This is a genomic window from Kiloniella laminariae (genome assembly GCF_027214005.1).
GTDB classification, from domain to species: Bacteria; Pseudomonadota; Alphaproteobacteria; order Kiloniellales; family Kiloniellaceae; genus Kiloniella; species Kiloniella laminariae_A.
The window spans coordinates 274,030-294,111 of the sequence record NZ_JAPWGY010000001.1 but is presented as its reverse complement, the minus strand read 5'-3'; the positions used below and the strand labels follow the sequence as shown (position 1 = coordinate 294,111).

Genomic DNA, 20,082 nt, shown 5'->3' with positions numbered 1-20,082 from the left:
TTAACCCGACCTTGTTAGATATGGCTCTTTGCGAGACAATAAGATGTTGCTTTTATAGCTTCCGATTTGATTATTCGGTCCGAGCGTTAAAATAAGGTAACTGCCAGAGAAAAATATAAAGAAATTTGAGACATATTTCAGAATGCTTAAAAAACAACGTGTTGAATATATCGATCGGCGACTGAAGGAACTCTATCCGACCCTTCCTATTCCGCTGGATCATAAAGACCCCTACACGCTTCTGGTCGCGGTTTTACTCTCGGCTCAATGTACAGATGAACGGGTCAATAAAATCACGCCTGCCCTCTTTTCTCGTGCTGACAACCCTTTTGATATGGCACAGGTTCCTGTCGAGGAAATCCGGGCCATTATCCGCCCCTGTGGTCTGTCTCCCAGAAAGTCCAGCGCTATTTCCGAACTCTCCCGGATCCTGGTAGAACGGTATGATGGCGAGGTCCCCCAGTCATTGGAAGCCCTGGAGGAACTGCCCGGTGTAGGGCACAAAACAGCCAGCGTCGTAATGTCACAGGCTTTCGGCGTCCCGAACTTCCCCGTCGACACCCACATTCACCGACTGGCACAACGTTGGGGACTGAGCAATGGCAAGAATGTTGAAACGACAGAAAAAGATCTCAAAAGACTTTTCCGTCGAGAGCGCTGGAACGACCTGCATCTCGAAATCATCTATTATGGACGTGAATATTGTTCAGCACGCGGGTGTGATGGCACAAAATGCGAAATTTGCACCACTTGTTACCCGGAAAGAACCAAACCCGTTAAAACCAGAAAATCCTGATTTTGTTGCCTTTTCTGCCTGTAAATTACAATAGAACCCAAAGCGCCCGGGAAAAACCGACTGTTCATCGTCATCGCGTAAAGTTATAAAACAGGGCAAACCTACTGCGAACTCGCCAATGACTTTTCAGCCCGACAACCTTTCTCTTTTCATCGACAACAGAGCACAGCCACAGGACAAATCATGACCGAATATATTCTTCTAGGCCTTGTCGTTATTGCGGCACTATATGCCATCATGACCTACAACAAGCTGGTTTCGGGACGCAACTCTGTTGAAAATGCCTGGCGGCAGATCGATGTCCAGCTCAAACGTCGTATCGACTTGATCCCCAACCTCGTCGAAACCGTCAAGGGTTTTATGGCGCACGAAAAGGCCGTCCTGACAGAAGTCACCGAAGCCCGTGCCCGCGCCGCCTCCGCCGGAAGCCGGAGTGAGGCGATCGAGAGCAATAACCTTTTATCCAATGCCACCGCCAATCTCCTGGCTGTGATGGAAAATTACCCTGACATCAAGTCTCAGGGCAATGTCCGCAACCTGACAGAAGAACTGACGACAACCGAGAACAAGGTTGCTTTTGCCCGTCAGCATTACAACGATGTTGCAACAGAACAAAACAATCAGGTGCAGCAGTTTCCTTCCAATATTTTTGCAAATATATTCAAATTCAAGATGGAAGACCTTTGGGAACTGGACGATGTCACCCGCAACTACCTCCAGGATGCACCGACTGTATCCTTCTAGGTCTCGTCTGGTCCCCACTCCTTCCCTCACCGATATCATTCAGGAAACCGTCTTTGCATGAGCACTGCCTCTCTTGTGGTCCAGTCGACCGATTTCAAAAGTGCCCAAGCCCGTAACAGGCGTAATTCACTTGTTCTCTGCTTGATCATGATTACAACAGCCGTTGGCTTGGGGTATGTATCAGGCTGGGCTGCAGAAATTCTGACAGGGGCACATCCGGCACTTGATCTGATCCGCCCCCGCAGCGAAACACTTGAAATCTTGCGACATACCCTGAAAAGCGAGTGGGGACTATTCGCCGCTATAGGCATGTTCATTTTTTCACTTCTTTCCCTCTGCTGGACCTGGCTTTTTGCGGACAGAACACTCCTCAGTCTCAACAGTGCCATTAAAGCAGACGCAGAGGACTATAGCAGGCTGCACAACGTGGTTGAAGAGATGGCAATCGCCTCTGGCCTCCCGAAACCTGAAGTCTATATTATTCAAGACGAAGGAATGAATGCCTTTGCCACAGGCCTGCGCCCCGACCTTGCAGCAGTGACCGTGACGTCGGGACTTTATAACGAACTTACTCGCGAAGAGCTGCAGGGGGTCGTTGCTCACGAAATCGCCCATATCCTGAATCGGGATGTTCAGTATGCAGTTCTGGTTGCTGTTGGTGCAGGTCTGATTGCAGTCTTTGCTGAAATCATGCTCCGCCTGTCGCGCCTGTTCTTTTCCCCCCGGTCTTCCCGGTCAAAGGACAGTGATTCAAAAGGCGCCGGATTGATTATGATTATTGTCGGTGCTGTATGGCTACTCGCTGCCATTCTTGCCCCGATCGTGGCGTTGCTCGTCCGTATGGCGATTTCCCGTGAAAGGGAATATCTTGCAGATGCAACCGCCGCCCAGTTAACCCGTAATCCAAAAGGGCTGGCATCAGCTCTGTTAAAAATCAATGACCATGCCCATCTGGCCCAAAAGAACAGCGCGACAGAACATCTCTTTATCATAAACCCCAACCGGGCCTTCAGTGAAACTGCCGGGGACCTGACCTCGACTCACCCCGCGACCTCACTGCGAATCAAACGACTGATGAATCTTGCATAACCGGGATTATTCCAGATCATCTTTCACGGCTGGCCCTTGATGAATAATCTGTGTTTAAAGATTTAATTCCAGCTATTATTCTGACCAGACATCAATCTTCCGCTGGCATTACTGATGACAGTACGGACCCCATTTTTCAGGAACATCACATGAGTTTTTCAGACACTGGTTTTTCGGGAAAAACCGCCGTTATAACCGGTGCCGCAGGCGGTATGGGGTTAAATATCGCTCTGGACCTGGTCCGGGCAGGTGCCTATGTCGTTCTTATTGACATCAAGGAACCAGAAATTGATCTCACAGCCCAGGGACCAGGACAGGCAGTAATGGCCAAAGGAGATATCACCGATGATGTCTTTATAAACCAGGTTATGAACGCTGCTTTTACCCGGACCGGACGTCTTGATTATCTCGTCAATGCCGCCGGGGTACTCTGGTTTGATCAAGACCGTTCTACAGAAGAAGTCAATCTTGATGCCTGGGACCGAATCATCAGTATCAATCTCAAGTCCATGGTCATTACCTGCCGTCACGCCTTGCCTTTAATGCGCAAGACCGGGGGCGGTGCCATGGTCCATGTTGCATCAGTTCAGGCCATGCGCGGGGACGACAAACCCCAGGTTGCCTATCAGGCTTCAAAAGCCGGAATTATTTCCCTGTCAAAGACCGTTGCCATGGAAGGTGCTGCTGATGGCATCCGTTCCAACTCATTGCTGCCGGGGCCAACAGTCTCGCCGATGCAGGATCGATGGGTCAAGGATCCTGCTATTCAAAAAGCTACTGAAAAAGTTATCCCACTGGGTCGGGCTGGTACGACTCAGGATATGACCAACGCAACCTTGTTCCTCTTGTCAGATCACGCCAGCTATATCACCGGGACAGAGTTGGTTGTCGATGGAGGTCTGCTCGCTCGCCCCTGAGAACAAAATAAAACCAGAGAGCAAAATAACGCTCTCTGGTTTTATTACAAATACACATACTCTGCACTCTGCTTTCCGGAGGAGATCCTCCGAAACCCTTTGCCGTCATAATACGCGTTCGATAATGAACCCTGTATCTTCAGGCATCAACGCCGACACGGGGCGCAAAATCTGCCAGCCCTTCACGCAACAGGTGTCTGACACCCTGCCGATCCTCCAGCACGGGACCATCCTGTCCGTTGAACAGTTGCCCCAACGGCACGAGAAGATCAGCCCGAAAACGGGTAAAAGAGTCTTCCCCTTCGCCACGGGCCGGGATCTCTTCGCGTTCGCGCAAGGATATTAACGGCTCTTCTATCGGCAGGCCGATCAGCGGTATTCCATCAAGAACAGGACTGCCCTCCTCCGCAGCGGCATCCCGTTTTGGGTTCCCTACAAGCTGGCTGAGGATTTCACTAATCCCTTTTCCTGCCTTGTCCAGCCCCAGACCATTGCCTGCATCCAGCAGCGAATCATTTCCAAGCGCCTGGAACACATTCCCCAGAGCCGAAGCCGCACCCGCTGCCGAAGACGATTGGGCAACAGCCGTGGTTTTCGTTACTTCAGCCTGAACCGAAGCAAAATTAAAAGAGAACTCGCCGGTTTTGTTATTCACATAGATATCCAGCGACTGAACGGCAAGATAGGCCTTTTCTGTGACTCCCGACCCTGTGCCATCAGCCCCGCTGTAGGAAACCGACTTGCGAGAGTTGATAGATACAGCCTGTTCAAAAGAGAAGCTGAACTCATCCGAACTGCTGGCAGCCTGTTTGATAGAATTGACCAGGCCTTGCGCAAACTCGAGTGCCGCCTCTTTCGTACTGCCAAGACGCTCAAAAACGTCAGCCAGCGTGCCGACAATAGCATCAAGTGCCGACCCGAGAAGCTTTTGTATTGCTTCACTTGGACTAACGGCTACATCTGACGTTTGTTGATTGCTGCCCTTCTCAACATCTCCAGCCCTGTTTTTCAGAAAACTGGCGGGAACATCAACAGCATCCTTGAGAGGAGGTCGCCCGGACTTGCCTGAGCCCGCTTCACCTGCGAGGGAATTTTTTCCATAGGCATGCCCTTGTCCGGCTGCATTACCTGCGGCGTCAGCATTCTGGGGAAGTGTTTTCCCTAAAGACGGGTCAGGGAATCCACGCAGCCTGTCGAGGCCCTGCTGCAGCAGTCCCAAAGTAGAAAGTGCCATTTTTTCCTCCTCCTGAGGCCTCCACATGATCGCCTGTCAAAAATAATTCAACCGTTCTCTCTGACAATCCATGCGGTTGAGCTACGTGCTCCGATAAAAATCTGATTACTCTTAGTTTATTCTCTTAATCTTAACGAGTCCTTAATCAAAAAAAGCTAGGGACACCAGGGAATTTTCTCTATAAGCACAATACATTAACGAAAATCAGTGCCGATAATCAGGAAACAAATCTCTCTCGAGGATAATTAATTACAACCATTTAGCTATGCGTTTTTCACCTGCAGCCATGCATAAACTGCATAGGTGGGCTTCCTTCTGGCTCTCTTGTCGCCTTCCCGGCTTCAGTTTAAGACTATCGCACAAAAATACTCCACAACACCAAGGAGAGCCCCTTCCATGAGCGAAATTTTAAAGTGTATTTCACCTGTTGACGGTTCCGTTTATGTCGAACGTCCACTGGCAAGTGACCGTGACATCCAGGATGCCCTGGATAAGTCAGTCGCCGCCCAGAAAAGCTGGCGCAAGGTTCCTTTAAGCGAGAAACAGGCCCTGATCAGCAAAGCTGTCGACTATTTTGTCGCCAACAGTGCTGCTATCGCCGAGGAAATCACCTGGCAGATCGGCCGCCCGATTTCCCAGTCTCCCGGTGAAATTCGCGGGTTTGAAGAACGCGCCCGCTACATGATCCAGATCGCCCCTGAATCTCTGGCAGACCGAAACGTTGGTGACAAAGAAGGCTTCACCCGCTTCATCCGCAAGGAAGCTCTCGGTGTGGTTTTTGTTGTCGCCCCCTGGAACTTTCCTTTGATGACGGCCGTCAACTGCATCGTGCCAGCTCTGCTGTCCGGGAACACTGTTCTGCTGAAACACGCCGCGCAGACTCCCCTTTGTGCAGAACGTTTCAGCGAAGCTTTCAAAGCAGCCGGCCTTCCTGAGGGTGTCTTCCAGCACCTGCATATGAGCCATGATGGCGCTGCGCGCTTGATCGGCACCGACGGCGTGGATTTTGTCAACTTCACCGGCTCCGTACCGGCAGGTCATGCCATCCAGAAAGCCGCATCAGGCCGTTTTATTGCCACGGGCCTTGAGCTCGGCGGGAAAGATCCCGGGTATGTCCGGGCAGATGCCAACGTCGCCTACGCTGTTGAAAGCCTGGTAGACGGCGCCATGTTCAACTCCGGTCAGTCCTGTTGCGGGATTGAGCGGATCTACGTTCACGCTTCGGTTTACGATGACTTCGTATCCGGTGCCGTAGATCTCATCAAACAGTACAAGCTCGGCAACCCGACAAATACCAATACCAACCTCGGCCCGGTCGTCAAAACCAGCGCCGCTGACTTTGTCCGCAGCCAGGTTGCGGATGCAGTCAAGGCTGGTGCCTCTGCCCTGATCGATCCCGGTTTCTTTGCTGCAAACAAGGAAGGCACGCCCTACCTTGCACCTCAGCTGGTCGTTAATGTCGATCACTCCATGCGCGTCATGAACGAAGAAAGCTTTGGCCCGGTTGTTGGCGTCATGAAGGTCTCCTCCGATGAAGAAGCCATCAAACTGATGAACGACAGTGAATTTGGTCTGACCGCTTCAATCTGGACCAACGATGTTGAGGCTGCACTGGCAATCGGTGACAACATCGAAACCGGCACCTGGTTTATGAACCGCTGTGACTATCTCGATCCGGCCCTGGCCTGGACAGGCGTCAAGAATTCCGGGCGCGGTTGCAGTCTCTCAGCTGTTGCTTACGAGCACCTGACCCGTCCGAAATCTTTCCACCTGCGCACCAAGATCTAAGGCGCGGTCATCTATAAATAAAAAACCCCGGTTTTCGAGAACCGGGGTTTTTTATTATTCTGCACAAAAGTGATAAAGATTGGTCGAGACACACCACTCTATTACAAATCTACCTCATTTCTCCAATAGGAAAGGCAATCATCCAGCCCCTGCTCAAGTGAAAATCGGACGTCAAAACCAACTTCTTTAATCAATTTTTGATTGCTTCCCACCAAACGATATGGCTCTGCTTCACGATCAGGATAGGCTCCCGGACGTAACAGATCCCGCTTACCAAGTTTGTCGGCAATCATCTCCGCTATGGACAAAAGGCTCCGTCCCTGCCCTGAGGAGATATTGAATGCACCTTCTGCCCTGGATAACGCAAGTTCAGCAAAAGCAGCCCCGACATCTCGGCTGTCCATAAAGTCCCGGACTTGCTGCCCCGACGACATCGGGGCCTCTTTGTTTGCGAGCAAGGCGCGTATCACTGCAGGGATAAATCTTGTGGGGGCTTCTCCACTGCCGAACAACAAAAACACCCGCCCCCATGCTAATGCTCCCGCTCCAGCCGCGCTTCTGATCCTTAGGGACTTAAAACAGGAAAGCTTGCTTTGACCATAAAGTGTAGCTGGTACGAGTGCCGAGTGATCCTCGTCGAGATTTTCATCTTGCCCAAGCGATTTCCAGTCATATTCCGCGCAGGTGCCTGCACAAACCGCCCTGGCTCCACCCGCATCCCAAAAAGCCTCGACCAAACGAACGCTCTGGGCCTCCCATTGTCGGTTGCTCTCGGCATGCCAGAAATGGCCATGTTCGGTTTCCCAGGCCAGATGTACCAGCAGATCGGCCCGGATATCACGAGCAATACGTTCCGGCTCCCCATCCCAGAGCAGGTCTCCGATAAACACGTCTTCATTGCTGCTTTTGTGTGAAGAATGCTGGCTCCGTGAAAGGCGGATAACCTCATGTCCAGCGGCTAAAAGGGTAGCAACAGTGTGTCGGCCAATAAATCCACAACCACCTGTTACAAGAATTCTACTCATGGGGCGACATAATCCGGGTAGGTCGCATCACGTTCACTGATAACCACCGGTTTTCCAGGCCAGAGGATGGCAAAGGCCGGATCATCCCAGCGCTGCCCGCGGGCAAGTTCAGGAACAAAGTCTGCACCCATCAGATACAAGAGTTCACTGTTATCCTCAAGGGTTAGAAAACCATGGGCACAGCCACCAGGAATCAAGAACGCCTTACGATTGTCAGCAGTTAGTTCAGTTCCAAACCATTTAAGATAACTGGGAGAACCCTGCCGCAAATCAACCACAACATCCCATACAGCCCCCCGGATACAACGTACGACCTTAGGATCTGGTAAAGGAGCCGCCTGATAATGCAGCCCCCGGAGGGTTCCCCGGTTAACATTTCCGGAAAGGTTTATCTGGGACACCTTAAAATCTGTCGCCTTATCTGAAAACTCCTTGCTACAGAACGCACGGGCGAAAAAACCCCTCTCGTCGCTGAAAGCCTCCAGCTCGCAAAGAAAAAGCCCCTCTATGTCAGTAGAGGAAAATTTCATGCAAGAACCTCGGTCGTTGGGACAGGAATGACAAAACGGCACCCCCAGTTACGAACATAGGCGAGCGAACCAGAAATTTCTGTCTTGAGGTTCCAGGGCAAAATAAGGATGTAATCCGGTTTGATATCAGAAATCTCATCAGGAGAGATCACTGGAATACGGCTGCCGGGAAGCAAAGTGTTTTGTTTGTGCGGGTTCAGATCAGCAACATGGGAAACCAGTTCCTGATCAATACCGCAATAATTCAACAAAGTGTTCCCCTTGGCCGCGGCTCCATATCCTATAACCCGCTTGCCTTCTGCTTTGGCCCGTCTGAGAAAAGCCAATAAATCATCGCGCAGTTTCTGTGCTCGGGGTTCAAAGTTCTGATACCCGACAAGAGCATCAAGCTTCGCAGCTTTTTCCCGCTGCCTGACTTTCTTCAGGTTATCAGTCTCTCCCCGGTCTGCATTTTTCTTGCAAGCCCAAACTCTGTAGGAGCCTCCGTGTGTGGAAAGCTCTTCCACATCAAAAACTTTAAGGCCATTACGAGAGAAGCATTTTTCAATGGCAAAGAGCGAGAGATAGGAGAAATGTTCGTGGTAAATCGTATCGAACTGCACATTCTCAATCAAATTTAGCAGGCTGGGAAATTCAAAACTGACAACACCTTCATCACTGAGCAGTGCTTCAAATCCGGCAACAAAATCGTTGATATCGGGAACATGTGCCAGAACATTATTTGCAGCCATCAGATCAGCCGGTCCGTGATCCGCGCGCACCTTCAAGGCCGTTTCCCGGCCAAAGAAAGCAACAGTGGTCGGGACAGATTTTTTACGCGCTTCTGCCGCAACATTAGCCGCAGGTTCAATCCCTAAAACCTGGATCGACTGTTTTACAAAATGCTGAAGCAGATAGCCATCATTCGAGGCCACTTCGACAACAAAGCTCTTTTCATTCAGATCAAATCGCTTGATTGCACTTTCTGCATAGTTCCTGGCATGCTCAACCCAGCTGGAAGCATAAGATGAAAAATAGGCATAATCGGAAAAGATATCCTCAGGAGGCACCACGTCTTCGACCTGAACAAGAAAACAGTTCCCACAGACCCTTGCGTGGAGCGGATACTGCTTGTCTGCTGTCCAGACAGTTTCCTTTTTTACATAAGAATTTGCCAGCGGGGTATGCCCGAGATCCAGAAAAGAATGTTTGAGTTCCGTTCCACAAGAACGGCAATGAAGTCTGCTCATGATCCCGCCAGTAAGCTCTGAAAAGTGGTAATCTGCGAAAGTGTCATTCTTTTGACATCTCCGCCGTCTTTATGTGTCTTGTGCCAGGAGACAATCCATTGCAGGGTTTCTTCGAACCCCAACAGAGGGTGCCAGCCGAGCTCTTCAGCTGCCAGTGTGATATCCAGTGCCAGGGCATGGGCTTCAGCTGGCTGATCGGCCTCATCCTGTACCCATCGACGACCATCGCCCCAGAGACGGCAAACCTCTTCAACCACAGTCTGGACACTCGCAGAGCCATTGGGGCCAAAGTTGAGTGCAGGAAGACTTATTTCTTTTTTCGCCAGCTTCTGTACAAAAAGCAGATATCCGCCCAAGGGCTCCAGTACATGTTGCCAGGGCCTGGTTGCCAACGGATTGCGCAGGACAACCTCTTCTTCCCGGTACAGCGCCGAAATCACGTCAGTCATCAGGCGATCTTCTGACCAGTCGCCACCCCCGATAACGTTTCCGGCCCGGGCCGTTGCTACTGGAATGGATTTACCAGAGAAAAAGCTGCGGGCGTAGCTATGCGTAACAATTTCCTGACAGCCTTTTGAGGCACTATAGGGATCTTTACCTCCCAGTGCATTGCCTTCATGAAAAGGTACAGCACGCTCATCGTTCTCATACGCCTTGTCGCTTGTGACAACGAGTACTGCCTCAAGAGAGGGACAGTCACGCAAGGCTTCCAGCAGATTGGCCGTGCCCATAACATTGGTCGAAAAACTTTCCAGCGGATCGCGATAGCTTTTGCGCACCAGTGCCTGCGCTGCGAGATGCAGAACAACTTCCGGCTGATGTTGGGCAACGACCGATTGAACAGCCCCAAGATCACGAAGATCACCAATGCAGCTCTTCTCATTCCCGAGGTTGAGCAAATCATATAGATTGGGATTGGTTTGCGGAGCCAGAGCAAATCCGACAACATCAGCCCCCATCAAGCGGAGCCATTGATACATCCAGGCTCCCTTGAAACCGGTGTGTCCAGTCAGAAGAACGCGTTTCCCTCGCCAGAAATCCAGATCCAGGCTCATTAAATTCTCTCTGTTATCAAGATAACAATCACCAGATCTTCCAGGGAGCTTTTCCCCCCGCCCATAATGCTTCCAGCTCGTTTTTCTCTCGCAAGGTATCCATCGGCTGCCAGAAACCATCATGGGCATAAGCGGTCAACTCACCGCTGGCTGCCAGCTTCTGCAGCGGCTCTTTTTCCCAGACGGTAGTGTCCCCGTCGATCAGGTCGATAACCGAGGGATCACAGACGAAATACCCTGCATTGATCCGTCCCTGTTCACCATGTGGCTTTTCTGTAAAGGCAGAAACCCCGTCCCCCTCGATAATAGCTGCTCCAAAGCGGCCGGGTGGAGTTACAACAGTCATTGTTGCCTTGCGGCCAGATTTTTTGTGCAACGCAATCGTCTCACGCACATTGATGTTGCCGACGCCATCACCATAGGTCAGGCAGAAAGGTTCGTCCTTGTCCAGATACGGCGCAACACGGCGAACCCGCCCGCCGGTCTGGGTCATGGGGCCTGTATCAACCAGGGTAATCTTCCAGGATTCAGCCTTTGACGCGTGATATTCCAGCTGGTTGTTAGCCAGGTCAATCGTCACATCTGCATTATGCAGGAAATAATTGGCAAAATATTCCTTGATCACATACCCCTTGTAACCAAGGCATATGACAAATTCATTGATCCCGTTGCTGCTGTATATTTTCATAATGTGCCAAAGAATAGGCATACCACCGATCTCGACCATTGGCTTGGGCTTCAGATCTGTTTCTTCTGAAATCCGGCTTCCCAGTCCACCTGCGAGGATCACTGCTTTCATTGTCACTTACTTTCTTTGTTATCAAGCCGTTGCAATTGGCACGACAGAGGCCCGTTTACCAAAAAGAAAACCAAGAGCACCTGCACAACGGGCTGCATCTCTCCAGGCTTTGGTTCGGTTCCATACCAAAGTATAACCAAGGGCTTTCAATGCATAACGCAAAGCATAACGCCACCCTAACCGTCTGGCCGAACTTGCTCCATGATATTTTTTCTCGAAATAAAGCCGGGACCAGGAAATGTGCCAGAATTTTTCCCAATAGTAAGCCCGGTTGGGTCGAACCGAGCCACCGCCGATATGTGTAATTACGGCTGAGGGCACCAGAATAACACTATGACCTGCCTGCCGAAGACGCGTACAAATGTCATCATCTTCATAATAAAGAAAAATTTCTGGATCGAAAAAACCCACTTCCCGGCCAGCAGCCATTCTCAACAGCACCACCGCGCCAGAAACAAAATCAGCGCTGATCGGTCCTTCAGGAGACACTTCCCCCACTCTTTTACCCAGAGAAGAGCGGGCAAACATATTTACATCGTGTGAAAGCTCGATTGAACCATCCGGATTGAGAACTGTAGGCCCAAAAAGACCGCCTTCGGGAAAACTGTCTGCCGCTTCGACAAGCTTCGTGATTGCCTCTTCCGTCAAAACTGAATCGGGGTTCACCAACAAGGCAAACTCGGTTTCTACGACCTTGAGACCACAATTCATCCCGTTGCCATAACCAAGACCGACTTCATTGCAAATCAATTTTGCCTTTGGCGCCAAGGAACGCACAATATCAAGAGTATCGTCTGTAGAGGCATTATCCACGACAATCAAAGAAGCTTCGGCAGGGACTGTTTCCAGCATATTGCCAACCACCTGCCCCCCGTTATGGGTGACAGTCAAAATCGTCAATCGAGACCAGATATCTTTGGTTGCCATCGTATAAAACGTCCGAAATAAAGTTGAGCGCCAATTTAGAAACCTTGCCCTGTGATAGCAAGACTATTCCCGGGATTCTCTTTATTTACACCCAGAGTTCGCTATCTTGAAAAGCGTTTGCGATATTCACTTGGCGTCAAACCCGTTTCACGTCTGAACAGCTTTCGAAAAGAGCTCTGGTCTTCATAGCCAATTTTCCAGACAATTTCGTCAATGCTTGCTCTGCTGGTTTCCAGATACTCGCGTGCCTTTTGCAATCTCAGTTTCATCACATAGCTAGAGGGAGAAAAGCCCGTTGCCTGGGTAAAACGACGCTGCAACGTACGTTCGCTCATATGAACCTCATCGGTCATTTTACCAAGATCAACCCCCTCCTCCCAGTTCTTATGCAACCAGTGTTGCAAGCTCAGGATCTCCATATCGCCATGGGTTAGCTTTGGCGAAAAGCTTTGATAACATCGCTGATCTCTTTGCCCCGTATCAACCAGAAAATACTTTCCCAACAAAAGCGAGAGAAAGGGGCTGGCGAATTTTTCAACCAATCGCAAGGCCAGATCCATCCAGGCCATCATCCCCCCCGCAGTAATGATATCCCCTTCATCCAGCAACAGTTCCTGCTCGCAGAGAAAGGCTTTGGGATAACGCTTTCGAAACTCCTCAGCCAGCCCCCAATGAGTTGTTACCCGTCGCCCGTCAAGCAGCCCGGCATCGGCCAGCAGAAAAGCTCCGGCGCAGGCAGATGCCATAACAGCTCCTTTCTGGTGTTGAAACTTAAGCCAGCGCCTGCAATTTCCGGCTCTCATAGCCCAGTCTATTTCTGCCGTGCGCGGCGGCAGGACAACAATATCAAAAATGTTATCGTCCGCACCTTCGGCGCCGCTATCTGCTGTCATTTTGTACTCTGTGCCTAGTTCCGGGCTCATTCCAGGCACGTCCGGGAGCGCACTTCTCGTGCTGCAACGAAAGAAAGGCCAGTTAGAACCCGGATGTTCATTCGCGAGGGTGTTCGCCACCTCGAAAAACTCAAACAAACCATAATGCGCGGATTTCATTGCTCCGGGATAGGACAGAACAGCTATGTTGACCATGTTCTTCATATTGTCGGATTTCACCTTTAATTTGTCATATACGCCTATCCCCTCATACCACATAAAAAGCTTAACTGGGACCAGAACAACCAGATATCGCGAAACATCACCAAACTGTATGAAGGAATAAATCATGCCGACACAGAATACCTCCCGGACAGCACTAATCCTCGTCGATCTCCAGAACGATTATTTCGAGAAAGGCAACTGGCCACTGCAAAACCAGGAACAGGCCGCCCAAAAAGCACAGGGCCTGTTGGCACATTGTCGCAAGAATGGTCTTCCTGTTATCCACATCCAGCACCTTTCCGGCAAAGCTGATGCACCCTTTTTCGCTCAGGGAACCAGCGGTGCCGAGATCCACAATTCTGTTAGCCCCCAGGAAAATGAACCCGTTATCGTCAAGTCCGAAATCAACGGTTTCAAGAATACAGAATTGCTCGATTTGTTGAGAGCACAAAGGGTAACAAAACTGATCATCGCGGGCTCCATGAGCCACATGTGTATTGATGCCTTGACCCGCGCCGCATCAGATTATGGTTTTGAATGTGTTGTTGCCGAAGACAGCTGTGCCACTCGCGATCTCGAGTTCAAAGGGACAACAGTTCCAGCAGAACTGGTCCATGCAGCCTTCATGTCCGCCCTAGGCTTTGCCTACGCCGAAATTTTATCAAGTGAAGAGGCACTGCGTCATCTGGAGTAACCCCATCTTGACCCGCCAGTGAAATCATCCGTGTGATGCTAAAAAGTCACACGGATGTGTATTTTTGCAACAGATCTACAGTTTTGCTTGATCAATAACCAGAGTTGAGCCATTTGTTAGCTCATAAATTCTCCAGCTCGACATAGTCGGCAGGACAACGGTCACAAAGGCTCAAGCCTTTTACCCCTTATAAAAACAGGAGCAAAAAAAATGCGCGACCTTCGCCACTTGCCCCTTAAGGCAATATCCCTGAACTAAACTGAGATTTCGGTTTCTTCAGAGACAACTCCCGTGAGCCTTGGCTTTCGGGCGTGAGTTCCTGTTTTTAAAGGCCACCTACATGGGCACTTCAAAAGTGAACGCCCCCCTGCAACAAAAACCGCAGGGTGCTTTCGTTCGAAAATTCTATTCCTCAGCCACCTGGATTGAAGGCAAGGCTGAGGAGCAACTCCAACACGTCGCGCAGATGCATGACATTCAAAAAATCGCCGTTTTTCCTGATTTACACCCAGGGAAATATGGTCCGGTCGGCATCGCAATTCTCGCAAACCGGCTGCATCCTCAACTGGTTGGTAACGACATCGGCTGCGGCATGTCTCTTTTCATCTTGGACCTCCCGGCAAGGAAAATACGTCCTGAAAAAGCCGCCAAACGCCTCAGACTTCTAGAAGGAACCTGGGATGGAGATCCTTTTGCTCTCATGGAAGAAAGAGGCCTACCGCTAGACGCCACGCCCTCCAGCCTCGGCACCATTGGCGGAGGCAACCATTTTTGCGAATTACAGGTCATCGACAAGATCCATGATCAGGAACTCGCAGAACAAGCCGGGCTCATCAAAGATGCCAGCTATCTGCTCGTTCATTCAGGCTCCCGGAGTTTCGGTACCGAGGTCTTTGAAGAGATCTGCTCTCATGGTTCTGCTGATCTGGATCTCGACCACCCTCAGGCCATCAACTATCTGAACCGTCACGATCAGGCCGTCGCCTGGGCCAGCCTGAATCGTCAAATCATTGCCCAGCGCGCAGCCAAAGCCCTACGAAGCGAGGCAAAACTCCTTACTGATTCACCTCATAACCTGGTCGAACGCGTGAAGGGCGCGATCCTCCACCGAAAAGGTGCAGCCAAGGCTGACATGCCTTTTGTACCACTTGCTGGTTCAAGAGACTCTCTCAGTTATCTGGTTAAACCAACCAACAACGATGAGGAATCTCTGCTTTCTCTTTCACATGGTGCCGGTCGGAAATATGATCGGAGTTCGATGCATGGACGCCTGAACAACAAAAAATCTGACCTGGCCAGGTTAAGCAGAACCTCCTTCGGCGGGCATATTGTATGTGAAGATAGGCACCTTCTCATAGAAGAGGCTCCAGAAGCCTATAAAAATTCTGCACAGGTTTTAAGAGAACTGACCGGGCAGAAACTCGCAACTACAGTTGCTGCCTTCCAACCATTGGTTACCTTCAAAAAAGCAAAACAAGAAAGTAAGCGGCCTACAAGCAGGAGAAACACTTATGAATAATTCTTCCACTTCAATCCGGCTGCTGGTGAGCAGTGGCAATGGCCCAAATGAATGCAAGTTGGCAGTTCGTCACGTGCTGAAGAAAATTTCCGGTGAAGCCGATGAACGCGGCCTCAATTACGAGATTGTTTCCGATAACGTTTCCGGACAGTCCGTGGACAAAGAAAAGCTGCCTGCTTCTTCCGTCGTCCTCCTTTACGGGGAAGAGGCCAAATCTCTTGCTGACAGGTGGTTGGGGACGATCCAGTGGATCGCCCAAAGCCCTCTCAGGCCAGGGCATCGACGGCAGAACTGGTATGTTGGTGTTTTCAAGATTGATCATGAACCTGATTGGCCAAATGAAATCGACCAGAACGACGTCAGGTTTGAAACATTTAGGGCCGGTGGTCCTGGAGGGCAGCATCAAAACACCACAGACAGCGCCGTTCGTGTAACCCATACCCCCTCTGGATTGTCTGCCGTTGCCCGGGACCAAAGATCGCAACACCGGAACAAACAGGTTGCGTTACAACGATTATCCGAACAGTTAGCCGTTCAACATTCCCTGTTTCAGGCTGGAGCACGCAAGACTGAAAATCTCAAGCACCACCAGCTTGAACGGGGAAATCCTGTCCGCTGCTTCAAGGGAGGAAAATTCACGGAAAAACAATAGGAGAATTCCAGAATCCTCACTGGAAATTCCGCCCCTCAGCTTTTGAGTTCGGAACAAAGGCCGAAGAGTTCTCGTTCAAATTCTTCGGCCTCTTCTATGCCATAAAAACCTTCTGTTTCGTCAGGCTGGTTCGCTCTCCTGCCTCTCACCCGCACGAGAACATTACCAGAGCCATCAGGATTTTCCCTGCGATCAATGGCGAAAATCCGGCTGAGAGAATAACTTTTGTACTCGATCGGCCTGCCCGCTTCCAACAGCACCAGCAACCGCTTTGACGTAAGGACATAGGTCAGGCGTCGCGTCAGATAACAGATCCAGATCAGGCGCAGGATCAGGGCACCGGATGCAACAAGGAGCAGGATGAGCAAGGGTATGGTCACAACGCCGCCAAGGCTCATCAGCCCGCAAAAAAACAGCAGAACAGCCCAGATCAAAATCAGACTTCTGGACAGTATCGTTGCCCGTTCATGTTTCCACAAAGGTCCCGGTTTCGGCTGATCAAACCAGCATAAGGTTTCATTCGCACGCAAGGCCTCCAGAACGAACTCTCTGTTATCTTCTCTGTTCACCCTGTACTTCCTTGCTGAATCTTCCCGATAGGATCTCGGCACACGATAAGTCATATCCTTGATTACACAACAAAAAACCCGACTATCCTTACGAATAGCCGGGTTCCTGGCAGTGGAGCTGAAGAAATCAGAGCGTCATCAGCGAGGTATTGCCGCCCGCAGCTGTCGTATCGATACTCACAGCGTATTCCGTGGCAAAACGGTGCAGATAACGAGGGCCTCCTGCCTTGGGGCCTGTACCGGAAAGGCCGGTACCGCCAAAGGGCTGCACCCCGACAATTGCCCCGATCTGGTTGCGGTTGACATAGGCATTGCCCACCCGTACCCGCTGACAGATGTAATTGACGGTTTCGTCAATACGACTGTGGATACCCAGCGTCAGCCCAAAGCCGGAATTGTTGATCTGGTCGATAATGCTATCAAGCTCAGAAGCTTTGAAGCGGATAACATGCAGCACCGGGCCAAAGACTTCTTTCTGCAGAACATGCAACCCGGCAATCTCAAAAGCTGCTGGCGCAACGAATGTCCCCTTTTCGGTCGAGGCAGGTAAAGGCAGATCGCGAATAACCTTCGCTTCTTTGCGCATGCGTTCAATATGCGCCGTCAGCATCGCCTGGGCGTCTTCGTCAATCACAGGACCAACATCTGTTGCCAGATCCGCTGAATCCCCGATCGTCAACTCATCCATGGCCCCGCCCAGCATGGTCAGAACCTTGTCTGCCACATCAGCTTGCAGGAAAAGAACCCGAAGCGCAGAACAGCGCTGTCCCGCACTCTGGAACGAAGAGGCCAGCACATCCCGGACCACCTGCTCTGGCAGGGCGGTTGAATCGACAATCATTGCATTCTGCCCGCCGGTTTCAGCAATCAGCGGAACGATCTCCCCATCCCGCGCAGCCAGAGCCCGCTGGATCAGCTTGGCGGTTTCGGTTGACCCGGTAAAGGCAACACCCTTGATCCGCTCATCCGACAACAGAGGGCCTGCAACAGTTGGACCATCACCCGGTAAAAGATGTAGCACATCCCCCGGCACCCCAGCGCGGTGGAACAGTTTGATTGCCGCAGCAGCGACCAGACCTGTCTGTTCAGCCGGTTTGGCAATAACAGCGTTCCCGGCAGCCAGTGCCGCACTGACCTGTCCCAGGAAAATCGCCAGCGGGAAGTTCCATGGACTGATGCAGAGGAAGACACCCCGGCCCTGCAAAGACAGTTCGTTGCGCTCTCCGGTCGGTCCAGGCATCACCATTGCATCCCCGAAATCACGGCGACAGCGCACGGCATAATAGCGGCAGAAATCAACAGCTTCACGGACCTCGGCAATCGCATCTGCCGTGGTTTTACCTGCTTCACACATACAGAGCACCATCAACTCAGGTGTGTTTTCCTCCATCAGATCCGCCATACGCTCAAGACATTCCGCACGCTTGGCAGCCGGTGTCTTGTTCCAGCCCCACCAGGCGCGATCTGCTCTGGCAACGGCTTGCTCTGCCTGATCCCTTGAGGCCCAGGCCATTTCACCAACCTTGATGCCGCGATCCGAAGGAGATGTCACCGTCTGTTTGTCGCCGGGAACCTCCAGCCCACCAATGATCGGTCCACCGCTCCAGCCTGTAACGGCAAAAGCTTTCATTTTCGACCCGAGGTCAACCAGCTTTGGCGCATCTGACAGGTCAAGTCCGCGGGAATTCTGACGCTCTGTGCCATAGAGATTGAGCGGCAGGGGAATCTGTGGATGTGGAATATTGAACAGAGCACGTGCCTTCTGGATCGGGTCGGCAATGATCTCGTCAATCGGCAGCTTTTCGTCCTGGATACGGTTTACAAAGGAAGAGTTTGCCCCGTTTTCCAACAAGCGGCGCACCAGATAGGCCAGAAGATCTTCATGACTGCCGACCGGTGCATAAATGCGCACGGGATAGCCCTTGCCTTCCTTGCCAACAACCTGTTCATAAAGCGCTTCACCCATGCCGTGCAGACGCTGGAATTCAAAATCCTGCCCTGCTTTTGCCATCTCGAGAATGGAAGCAACGGTATGGGCATTATGACTGGCGAACTGGGGGTAGAAAGCCTCGGGATCATTTAACATCTTGCGGGCGCAAGACAGATAGGACACATCGGTGGAAATCTTACGGGTATAGACCGGATATCCGTCCTGTCCCTGTTCCTGGGCAACCTTGATTTCGGTATCCCAGTAAGCTCCCTTGACCAGACGCACCATCAAGCGGCGTCCATGGCGATGCGCCATATCAGCCAGCCAGTCGATGACAAAGGGTGCGCGCTTCTGATAGGCCTGAACCGCCAGCCCCAGACCGTTCCAGCCTTTGAGATCCGGATCGGCTGACACTGCTTCGAGGACAGCGAGGGAAATTTCCAGACGGTCGGCTTCTTCTGCATCAATGGTCAGGCCGATGTCATACTTCTTTGCCTCCAGCGCCAGAGCTTTCAAGCGCGGCACAACCTCACCCATCACCCGATCAAAGTGACTGAACTGATACCGGGGATGAATTGCGGAAAGCTTGATCGAAATACCGGGGGAGTCGATCACCCCGCGCCCCTTGGCAGCGGATCCGATTTTCTCGATAGCACCCCGGTAAGCTTCAAAATAACGATCGGCGTCCGGCATGGTCCGGGCACCCTCGCCCAGCATGTCGTAGGAATAGCGATACCCTTTTTTCTCTTCCTCTACCGCGCGCTCCAGGGCCTCCTTGATGGTACGGCCCATAACAAATTGCTTGCCCAGAATTTTCATCGCCTGACGCACGGCCTTGCGAATGACCGGCTCGCCACTCTTTTGCACCATCTTGTGCAGCAAACCGGAAAAATCCCGACTTTCTTCCTTTTTAAAATTCACAACACGACCGGTCAGCATCAGCGCCCAGGTCGAGGCGTTCACAAAGAGGGAATCACTGTGACCGAGATGGGCTTCCCAATCAGCAGACGTCAGTTTATCGCGGATAAGTTTGTCGATGGTCTCACTATCGGGCACACGCAAAAGCGCTTCGGCCAGACACATCAAAACCACCCCTTCTTTAGAGGAAAGCTCGAATTCATGCATAAAAGCATCAATACCGCCCTGGCCAACCCGGGACTTGCGTACTTCCTTGACCAGATCCCTGGCGCGCGCGGAAATCCGGTCCAAGGCGTCACTCGACAGATCCAGTGACCCAATCAGGTCTTTTACCGCCTTGCTCTCATCCATACGATAGGCGCTACGAAGCGCTGCCAGCAGAGGGGTTGCATTGGCCATTTCTTTATCAATGATCATCATTTTAATCCCGGAAACCGCATTGTCAAAGCTCACCTCGGGCATCAGGATGATAACCAGAGTAAGAAAAGAATACTCCACCATCAGCGATATGTGCTGCTAAATATCAAAAATACGCGATATTTTCTCTAGTAAATAAGCATTTTTGCAGTT

At 51.2% G+C, this 20,082-nt stretch carries 18 protein-coding genes; 8 read left to right on the top strand and 10 right to left on the bottom strand.

Annotation, left to right across the window (positions count from 1 at the left end; all coding sequences use genetic code 11):
• Positions 1-142: 142 nt before the first annotated feature.
• The 4 genes from nth (at position 143) to O4H49_RS01320 (ending at position 3,546) form a co-directional block, all read left to right on the top strand.
• A complete protein-coding gene (gene nth, locus O4H49_RS01335) occupies positions 143-796 on the top strand; it encodes an endonuclease III (protein ID WP_269421605.1) in 654 nt (217 codons plus the stop codon).
• Positions 797-979: 183 nt separating this feature from the next.
• Positions 980-1,540 carry a LemA family protein gene (locus tag O4H49_RS01330; RefSeq protein WP_269421604.1) on the top strand — a complete coding sequence of 187 codons (561 nt, stop codon included), beginning with the start codon at positions 980-982 and terminating at the stop codon, positions 1,538-1,540.
• A 57-nt stretch (positions 1,541-1,597) separates the two neighbouring features.
• Entirely contained in the window at positions 1,598-2,629 is a 1,032-nt protein-coding gene (locus tag O4H49_RS01325) for a M48 family metallopeptidase (protein ID WP_269421603.1), read from the top strand.
• Positions 2,630-2,778: 149 nt separating this feature from the next.
• Positions 2,779-3,546 (top strand): SDR family NAD(P)-dependent oxidoreductase, encoded by a 768-nt coding sequence (locus O4H49_RS01320; RefSeq protein WP_269421602.1) that lies wholly within the window; start codon positions 2,779-2,781, stop codon positions 3,544-3,546.
• Between the two features lie 139 nt (positions 3,547-3,685).
• Here O4H49_RS01320 and O4H49_RS01315 read toward each other — a convergent pair whose 3' ends face one another.
• Complete coding sequence (locus O4H49_RS01315) at positions 3,686-4,780, bottom strand: hypothetical protein (protein WP_269421601.1); 1,095 nt, start codon at positions 4,778-4,780, stop codon at positions 3,686-3,688.
• 396 nt (positions 4,781-5,176) lie between these two features.
• On the opposite strand from O4H49_RS01315, the gene O4H49_RS01310 reads away from it, so the two are divergent.
• Complete coding sequence (locus O4H49_RS01310; RefSeq protein WP_269421600.1) at positions 5,177-6,568, top strand: aldehyde dehydrogenase family protein; 1,392 nt, start codon at positions 5,177-5,179, stop codon at positions 6,566-6,568.
• 101 nt (positions 6,569-6,669) lie between these two features.
• Here O4H49_RS01310 and O4H49_RS01305 read toward each other — a convergent pair whose 3' ends face one another.
• The 7 genes from O4H49_RS01305 to O4H49_RS01275 all read right to left on the bottom strand — a co-directional run bounded on the left by O4H49_RS01305 (position 6,670) and on the right by O4H49_RS01275 (position 13,230).
• Positions 6,670-7,593, bottom strand: coding sequence for an NAD-dependent epimerase/dehydratase family protein (locus tag O4H49_RS01305; protein ID WP_269421599.1), 924 nt, complete (start codon positions 7,591-7,593; stop codon positions 6,670-6,672).
• Positions 7,590-8,123, bottom strand: a complete 534-nt coding sequence (locus tag O4H49_RS01300; RefSeq protein WP_269421598.1) for a dTDP-4-dehydrorhamnose 3,5-epimerase family protein — start codon at positions 8,121-8,123, stop codon at positions 7,590-7,592. Before O4H49_RS01300 ends, O4H49_RS01305 begins: the two co-directional genes overlap by 4 nt.
• Positions 8,120-9,352: a class I SAM-dependent methyltransferase gene (locus O4H49_RS01295; RefSeq protein WP_269421597.1), complete on the bottom strand. Its 1,233-nt coding sequence runs from the start codon at positions 9,350-9,352 to the stop codon at positions 8,120-8,122. The genes O4H49_RS01300 and O4H49_RS01295 overlap by 4 nt, the downstream gene beginning before the upstream one ends.
• Positions 9,349-10,407: a CDP-glucose 4,6-dehydratase gene (gene rfbG / locus O4H49_RS01290; RefSeq protein WP_269421596.1), complete on the bottom strand. Its 1,059-nt coding sequence runs from the start codon at positions 10,405-10,407 to the stop codon at positions 9,349-9,351. Before rfbG ends, O4H49_RS01295 begins: the two co-directional genes overlap by 4 nt.
• 28 nt (positions 10,408-10,435) lie before the next feature.
• The gene (gene rfbF, locus O4H49_RS01285) at positions 10,436-11,206 is read right to left on the bottom strand and encodes a glucose-1-phosphate cytidylyltransferase (protein ID WP_269422267.1); all 771 of its coding nucleotides are present in this window, start codon (positions 11,204-11,206) and stop codon (positions 10,436-10,438) included.
• A gap of 21 nt (positions 11,207-11,227) precedes the next feature.
• On the bottom strand, positions 11,228-12,133 hold the full coding sequence (locus O4H49_RS01280) for a glycosyltransferase family 2 protein (protein WP_269421595.1): 906 nt from the start codon (positions 12,131-12,133) through the stop codon (positions 11,228-11,230).
• 101 nt (positions 12,134-12,234) lie between these two features.
• On the bottom strand, positions 12,235-13,230 hold the full coding sequence (locus O4H49_RS01275) for a GlxA family transcriptional regulator (RefSeq protein ID WP_269421594.1): 996 nt from the start codon (positions 13,228-13,230) through the stop codon (positions 12,235-12,237).
• A gap of 124 nt (positions 13,231-13,354) precedes the next feature.
• Here O4H49_RS01275 and O4H49_RS01270 point away from each other — a divergent pair, with 124 nt between their 5' ends.
• The 3 genes from O4H49_RS01270 (at position 13,355) to prfH (ending at position 16,095) form a co-directional block, all read left to right on the top strand.
• On the top strand, positions 13,355-13,924 hold the full coding sequence (locus O4H49_RS01270) for a cysteine hydrolase family protein (RefSeq protein ID WP_269421593.1): 570 nt from the start codon (positions 13,355-13,357) through the stop codon (positions 13,922-13,924).
• Positions 13,925-14,264: 340 nt separating this feature from the next.
• The gene (locus O4H49_RS01265) at positions 14,265-15,443 is read left to right on the top strand and encodes an RNA ligase RtcB family protein (protein WP_269421592.1); all 1,179 of its coding nucleotides are present in this window, start codon (positions 14,265-14,267) and stop codon (positions 15,441-15,443) included.
• The gene (prfH, locus tag O4H49_RS01260; protein WP_269421591.1) at positions 15,436-16,095 is read left to right on the top strand and encodes a peptide chain release factor H; all 660 of its coding nucleotides are present in this window, start codon (positions 15,436-15,438) and stop codon (positions 16,093-16,095) included. Before O4H49_RS01265 ends, prfH begins: the two co-directional genes overlap by 8 nt.
• Positions 16,096-16,130: 35 nt before the next feature.
• On the opposite strand, the gene O4H49_RS01255 is transcribed toward prfH, so the two are convergent.
• Together O4H49_RS01255 and putA are read right to left on the bottom strand one after the other, a co-directional pair.
• Positions 16,131-16,664, bottom strand: a complete 534-nt coding sequence (locus O4H49_RS01255; protein ID WP_269421590.1) for a hypothetical protein — start codon at positions 16,662-16,664, stop codon at positions 16,131-16,133.
• 127 nt (positions 16,665-16,791) lie between these two features.
• On the bottom strand, positions 16,792-20,013 hold the full coding sequence (putA, locus tag O4H49_RS01250) for a bifunctional proline dehydrogenase/L-glutamate gamma-semialdehyde dehydrogenase PutA (RefSeq protein ID WP_269421589.1): 3,222 nt from the start codon (positions 20,011-20,013) through the stop codon (positions 16,792-16,794).
• Positions 20,014-20,082: the final 69 nt, after the last annotated feature.